Annotated in this window: 5 protein-coding genes; 3 read left to right on the forward strand and 2 right to left on the reverse strand. The window is 42.5% G+C overall.

The window, feature by feature from the left end; translation table 11 throughout:
* Nucleotides 1-201 precede the first annotated feature (201 nt).
* A complete protein-coding gene (gene dnaA, locus PUQ00_RS17030; protein WP_300418803.1) occupies nt 202-1,584 on the reverse strand; it encodes a chromosomal replication initiator protein DnaA in 1,383 nt (460 codons plus the stop codon).
* Between the two features lie 164 nt (nt 1,585-1,748).
* Between dnaA and PUQ00_RS17035 the strand changes: the two genes are divergently transcribed.
* The 3 genes from PUQ00_RS17035 (at nt 1,749) to PUQ00_RS17045 (ending at nt 5,064) form a co-directional block, all read left to right on the forward strand.
* Complete coding sequence (locus PUQ00_RS17035; RefSeq protein WP_300418804.1) at nt 1,749-3,008, forward strand: HhoA/HhoB/HtrA family serine endopeptidase; 1,260 nt, start codon at nt 1,749-1,751, stop codon at nt 3,006-3,008.
* A gap of 158 nt (nt 3,009-3,166) precedes the next feature.
* The gene (gene def, locus PUQ00_RS17040) at nt 3,167-3,697 is read left to right on the forward strand and encodes a peptide deformylase (protein WP_300418806.1); all 531 of its coding nucleotides are present in this window, start codon (nt 3,167-3,169) and stop codon (nt 3,695-3,697) included.
* A gap of 218 nt (nt 3,698-3,915) precedes the next feature.
* Nucleotides 3,916-5,064 (forward strand): hypothetical protein, encoded by a 1,149-nt coding sequence (locus PUQ00_RS17045; protein ID WP_300418808.1) that lies wholly within the window; start codon nt 3,916-3,918, stop codon nt 5,062-5,064.
* 133 nt (nt 5,065-5,197) lie between these two features.
* On the opposite strand, the gene PUQ00_RS17050 is transcribed toward PUQ00_RS17045, so the two are convergent.
* The gene (locus PUQ00_RS17050; protein ID WP_300418809.1) at nt 5,198-6,889 is read right to left on the reverse strand and encodes an NAD-binding protein; all 1,692 of its coding nucleotides are present in this window, start codon (nt 6,887-6,889) and stop codon (nt 5,198-5,200) included.
* Between the last annotated feature and the right edge of the window lie 241 nt (nt 6,890-7,130).

Genomic DNA, 7,130 nt, shown 5'->3' on the forward strand with positions numbered 1-7,130 from the left:
CACAAGGTAATTATACTTAATTAAGTTTTGTCAACAGAATATCAAGTTTTCTACAGTTTTTTCCACAAAAAGTAATGTTTTTTCCTTAATGTGAGTTAAATTTAATCAATTTTTATACATTACTTAATATTCTCGACGTGAGGATTCAGCCATCAAGGCTAATGTTCACGGTGCTGCTTGTGGAAAACTTAAAATAAATCTTCACGATGGTTTTTGAGAACGGCTACTCATATTGATGCGATCGCTCAGTTGACGTAGTGTTTGTGCTAAAGTGCGATCGCTCTGGTGAAGTTGGGTAATTTTATCGCAACTGTAGATCACCGTTGTATGGTCTTTACCACCAAACTCCTCTCCAATTCTCGGCAAACTCAGGGATGTATGTTGACGCATGAGATACATTCCTATTTGACGCGCCCAGCTAATCTCTCTTCGTCGTGAGTTACCTTTGAGGTCGTCTATTGAAAGATCAAAATTACCAGCTACAACCTTTAAAATTGCTTCTGGGGTAGCTGCCATTTTTTCGTTAGGTGGTTCTAAAACTGGTGTGATATTTTCCACGGTCATTGGTAAGTCCCAAATGGAGATATAAGCCACCGCCCGAATTAAAGCTCCTTCTAATTCTCTAATATTAGAAGTATAGTTAGAAGCAATATACTCAATCACATCGCGGGGAAGACGAATATTTTCATACTCGGCTTTTTTCTGCAAAATTGCCATTCTAGTTTCTAAATCCGGCTTTTGGATATCTGCAATTAACCCCATAGAAAAGCGAGAACAAAGACGTTCTTGCAAACTAGGAATCTGGTTAGGAGGACGGTCGGAAGCAATCACAACTTGTTTACCAGCTTCATGTAAAGTATTAAAAGTATAAAAAAATTCTTCTTGGGTGTATTCCTTCCCTTCAAGAAACTGAATATCATCAACTAATAAAACATCAGCAGCACGGTAATGGTCTCGAAAATTTTGCATATTATCCTTACGAATCGCTGTAATTAAATCATTAGTAAACTGCTCAGTAGAAACATAAAATATTTTGCAATCAGGACAAATTTTCCAGCGATAATGACCAATAGCCTGCATAAGATGAGTTTTACCTAAACCCACACCACCGCATAAAAACAAAGGATTAAACTCCCTACCTGGAGATTCTGCAACTGCCAAAGAAGCAGCGTGAGCCATACGATTGTTGGCACCAACTACAAATCGTGAAAAGACATATTTAGAGTTTAATTCAGTAGTTTTTTGATTATGATTAGGAACAGTTTCAGAAATACTGCTGGGATTTGGTGATTCCCAAGAAACCTCTCGTTCGCTAAAATGAGAAACTTCATCAGCTTGAGCAACGGTAATGTAAATTCCCACAGGATGACCCAGAATATCTTGTACTACATGAGCAATGGTATTGATGTAATACTTCTGTAACCAATTACGAGCAAATGGGTTAGGAGTGCGAATAACCAAGCAATTATTTTCTAATCGCTCCGCACTAGTAGTTTTGATCCAAGTTTCAAAGGTGGGTCGGGACAGTTCAAGCTGTAGGCGCTCTAGTACCTGACTCCACAGACTTTCTATGGGAATTTCCATTATCCACCACCTTTGCTGCTAATTGTCACAATAGAAGAGAAAGCACTAATTTAGCATTGAGACACGCTAGACCTAGAATAAGCTTTTAAGTTGTAATCATTTTGGGACATACCCGGTAGGCAAGATCCTAACACCCACCGACTGACACGGAGAAGCAACGACACATGAAGACAACAAACCATCACTCAGCGCCCAAAAATATTCATACCAGGGGTTTGCCCCACAGATGGCGGGCAGATAATATTCTGGGGATGCTCTCATCTGGGGTAGCAGTGGTGTTCCTGGGGAGCTGCTCTCTTCTACCTGCTAAGACCTTTGAGACTCAACCAAGCCAGACTCAAGCCCAAAAGATAATAGAACCCAATCCAGTAATTGTCCCCCCGCCAATAATCTCGTCGTCTGGAGATCCTAATTTTATCGTGAAAGTAGTGCAGCAAGTGGGGCCTGCGGTAGTTCGCATTGATTCTTCGCGAACAATCACTTCTCGCGTACCAGACGAATTTAACGATCCATTTTTTCGGCGGTTTTTTGGAGACGCAGCGCCACAACCTAGACAACGGGTAGAGCGGGGTAGTGGCTCTGGATTTATCATTAATTCCTCAGGTCAAATTGTAACCAATTCTCATGTAGTAGATGGTGCGGATAAAGTGACTGTCATACTCAAAGATGGGCGGACTTTTGAGGGTAAAGTATTGGGTGAAGATCCGGTAACTGATGTCGCTGCGATTAAAATTGACGCTAATAATCTGCCAACCCTATCTGTGGGTAACTCTGATGCCTTACAACCAGGAGAAGCAGTAATTGCGATTGGTAATCCATTAGGCTTGAATAATACCGTCACTTCTGGGATTATTAGTGCTACAGGTCGTTCTAGTAGCGATATCGGTGCTAGTGACAAGCGGGTTGATTACATCCAAACGGATGCTGCAATTAACCCTGGTAACTCTGGTGGCCCATTGCTAAATGCTCGTGGTCAAGTAATTGCAATGAACACAGCTATTATCCGAGGCGCTCAAGGTTTGGGATTTGCTATTCCGATCAATACTGTGCAAAAAATTGCCCAAGAATTAATTGCTACCGGCAAGGTAGATCATCCTTATTTGGGTGTTCAGATGGTGACATTGACACCAGAAAATAAAGAAAGAATCAAAAATATCACAGGCGATCGCTTAAATATTACAGCAGATGAGGGCGTTTTGCTAGTTGAGATTGTACCGCGATCGCCTGCATCTGTAGCTGGACTAAAAGTTGGTGATGTGATTAAAAGCATTAATAGCCAGCCTGTTACTAAAATTGATGATGTACAAAAGTTAGTAGAAAACAGCAAAATCGGTACTAAGTTACCAATAGAAGTGGAACGCAATGGGCAAATTGTCCAAGTAGGTGTCCAACCTGCTACTTTGCCCGTGAGACGTGAAGGATAATGTTTGTTATTGGGCATTGGGCAATTCAATTTTGGATTTTGGATTTTAGATTTTGGATTAAATTTCAATTCTTTAATCTAAAATCTAAAATTCTTACTCCCCACTCCCCACTCCCCACTCCCCACTCCCTATTCACCATTACCTAAAGGAGTTTTATCATGACTGAATTAACGCCAATCATTCAATTAGGCAATCCAACATTGCGCCAAAAAGCTGCTTGGGTAGAGAATATTCAAGATGAGCATATCCAAAAATTAATTGAAGACTTAATCGCCACTGTTGCCAAGGCTAACGGCGTGGGAATTGCTGCGCCTCAAGTAGCACAATCCTATCGTTTATTTATTGTCGCTTCCCATCCTAATGCCAGGTATCCCAACGCCCCGGAAATGGAACCTACTGCCATGATTAATCCCAAAATTATCGGTCATTCAACTGAAGTTGTTAAAGATTGGGAAGGTTGTTTAAGTGTTCCAGGAATTAGGGGGTTAGTTCCTCGGTATAAAGCTATTGAAGTGGAATACACTGACTGTCAAGGCAACTTACAAAATCAAGAATTAACCGATTTTATCGCTCGCATCTTTCAACACGAGTATGATCATCTCGACGGTATCGTATTTGTTGATCGCCTAGAGAACACTCTCGATATGATCACTGAGCAGGAATATCAACAACGAATCGTTAAGAAATAAATGTGAGTGGGGAATAGCGAATGGTGTAGTTCAATTAATTGAAAAAGGCTGTAAATAATTAACTTAACATGAGTTCGATAAACCTCTCCCTGTCTTGAACTAAAGTTCAAGTCTATCCCTCTCCGACTTGGAGAGGGACGATTTTGCCTAAGTCCTGAAACAGTTAAAATACTCAGAATAGTCTTACGGTTTCTCATGCTGTGGCTGGACGGGGGGAAATGGCTAAGAAGTATATACAACTTAGAAGTCAGAGGTACTTCAAGCTCAGTTCACAAATCGCTCAGTTGGATAATGCACAATTGCGTTCTCTGTTTGACAATAGTGAGTCTAATGAGTCGAGTATGGGTTGGGGGATGAATCACGCGATCGTTTTTGGAGAAACCAAGGTCTTTGTGAAACGTCTTCCGGTTACAAACATCGAATTTGACAACCTGTTCTCCACCAGAAACCTCTATAACCTGCCAACTTACTGTAATTACGGCTTCGGTTCCACTGGTTTTGGGGTCTTCCGGGAACTTGTGACCCATATCAAGACAACTAACTGGGTATTGTCGGGGGCAATTGCCACTTTCCCACTAATGTACCATTATCGAATTATTCCGTTCTCTGGGCAGCGTGCGGATGTCGATATGGAGCGTCTAAAAGATTATGTGGAGTACTGGGGCAATAGTGCCAACGCCGGGAATTATATGTTAGATAGAGCGAACGCCAACTATGAGTTGGTTCTGTTTCTAGAGTACATACCACATGTTCTGGAAACATGGCTGCTCTTAAACCCCAACAAACTTCAGAAATCCCTGGATGACTTACGCACGACGATTAACTTTTTGAGGGCAAAGGGAATCATCCACTTCGATGCACATTTTCGCAACATCCTCACCGATGGCAAACGGACATATTTGACCGATTTTGGTTTGGTACTGGACAAAAGTTTTACATTGACTTCAGATGAAAAGTTTTTCTTTAAGCAGAACACATTTTATGACTATGGAGAACTCCTGCGGAATCTTGGTCATCTTATTCGATCGCCCTATGATTTATGTTCGGAGAACGATAAACGCAGGATTATGGAAAAATATGGCATAAAAGAAGGCTTAAAACCTTATGAACTGCGGTCTATATTACTCGACAACATCGAGCAGATACATGCTGATGGGGTGATGAAGTTAGATGAGTTCTATGTTGCCAGCATCGTCAAGTACCGCAGCATCATTGCGCTGATGCAAGACTTCTTTTCTGATATGTGGGAAAATAACAATAAGGACACGAAACTCCGTCACGCAGAACTACGGCTGCTGCTCAAAGAGACGGGGTTTATTCCTAGTGCTGGAACGCACGGCGGGCGGATAGTTGCCACTACTGGATAAGAAATGAATGGTATTTAATTTTTAGCTCTCAGAGTGCTTGCTCAATTACAGACTCGCTTAACAATTCTTTAAGCTGTACCCCTACTATTAAAACCTCTCATACAAAAGAGGTTGGTAATGCGATCGCATTGCCTTAAATCTGTGATTCGCAAACTCGTTCGTCCCGCCACAATTGATATAACCGCGTTGCTGGCATTGTCATATATAAAATATCCCCAGTACCGAGATGAGTTTCTAGCAAATCCCAGCCATGAAGGGTTTGGTGGTTTTTTTCTACGTACAAAGGTACACAGTCAGTGGACATGGCTACATCTTTCACCCAGTTACCATAAAAGGCATGTGAAGGTGTAATCACAGTCGCAAAAGCTACCCAAAGACTATCTGCTGTGATGCCATTGCCAAGGATGCGTCCGCCTAGTGCAGCAGCAGCAAAAGCTGGGGCTGCTAGTTCAGCCGGACTCAGTACGGCCTCGAAGCCAAATAGCTGTTGCGCTATGCCGGCAAAATCGGGATCGGCATAATGAACAATCACTGGAATGCTGGGTGTCAAGTTTTTGGCTTTGAGGGCAATTTCCAGATTGGTAGCATCATTGCTAGTAACAGCAAGGACTGCGGCGGCAGAGTCTATGTTGCTGGCTTTAAGTATTGTGCGGAAGCTGGCATCACCCTGAATGACGGGAATACCGAGTTCGCGGGCGGTGTTGATATATTTGTTGTTGGAGTCGGGTTCAACTACTACAACTTCATGTCCACTGGCGTGGAGTTGCTGGACAATTCTCACCCCAATACCACTCAAGCCACAGACAATGTAGTGATATCGCTGGGGAATTCGGGCTGCATCCCAAAATTGCTTAAAGCGGCTTCCTAAGACAAAATCGGTGAGCATTGCATACCAAATACCAATCACCACTGCTCCAACCAGCATCATCACAACGGTAAATAACTTAATACTGTTAGGAGCATTTTCTACTACTTTGTCATTACCACCCGCTCCAGTAATCATGCCTACAGAAAAATATAGAGCATCGATAGGAGACACACTTAACTCAGCCGATATATAAGTGAGTGTAGCAATCCCAATAACCGCCAATAGTACAATCGCACCCACCACTACCCCTCGCCCATGTTGCTGAAAAAGCCTAAGATTAGTCAGGACTTTCAGCAGTTTTTTAATCAATGATCTCCGAGCAGAACGGATGCGGGGTTGGGTACCAATAATTAAGCGATCGCCCACTTTTATTTCTTGTCCAGATGTCACAGCCGAGACCAAATCCATCTCACCTTCTGCTGGTAAGTAATAAATCAGCATCCGCGATCGGTCTGACCACAATTCACTCAGCTTTCGACCCTTCCAAAAGTGGTTTTCATCAATGTATTCTTCGTGAATTGGCCAAGTTTGCTGAAATAATTTGATTTGTCCGATCGCTCGGTTTCCCAGTGCTGCAAAAGTGAATACAGGTGCTGCTAATCCCACAACACTCATACTCAAGTGGTCTGGCAAACTTTGATCTAGGCGCTCCCCCAAATTTGTATTATAAAAACGGCTGATAATCCGAATCTGGGGATTTAGCACCCGCGCTTGCATCATAATAGACAAATTCAGAGCATCTTTAGATCCAGCGATTACTAAAGTGTGTGCCTGTTGAATTCCTGCTGCTGTTAGGGTAGAAGCTGCTTGTAAATCGCCAACAATCACATCTGGTGCTGTTTCGCCAGGGATGGATTGGTGATGAATACCAACAACGAAGGCTCCCTGCTGTCTCAGCAACCGAAAGGTTTTGTATCCGGTAAGTCCTAAGCCACAAACAATAATTCGAGGTTTCATGAAACGGCAGCATCTTTTACAGGTAAGGCTGCATTTTTAGTTATTTATCAATATTGTTGCCCATTTTCTTGGAATACAACTGTAGCTGACAACACGATTGTTTTAATTAGAGGCAAGAGGTAGGAGGCAGGAAGTACAAAAGACTCATCCGCGAATCATGAAAGCTTACCAGAAGAGAGTTACAAGGATTTGCACGGGAGGAGCGATCGCCATCTGGCTGTACGAGGAAATGAGGGTTTGA

Origin of the sequence: Nostoc sp. S13 (assembly GCF_029379315.1) — a bacterium.
Taxonomy (GTDB): domain Bacteria; phylum Cyanobacteriota; class Cyanobacteriia; order Cyanobacteriales; family Nostocaceae; genus Nostoc.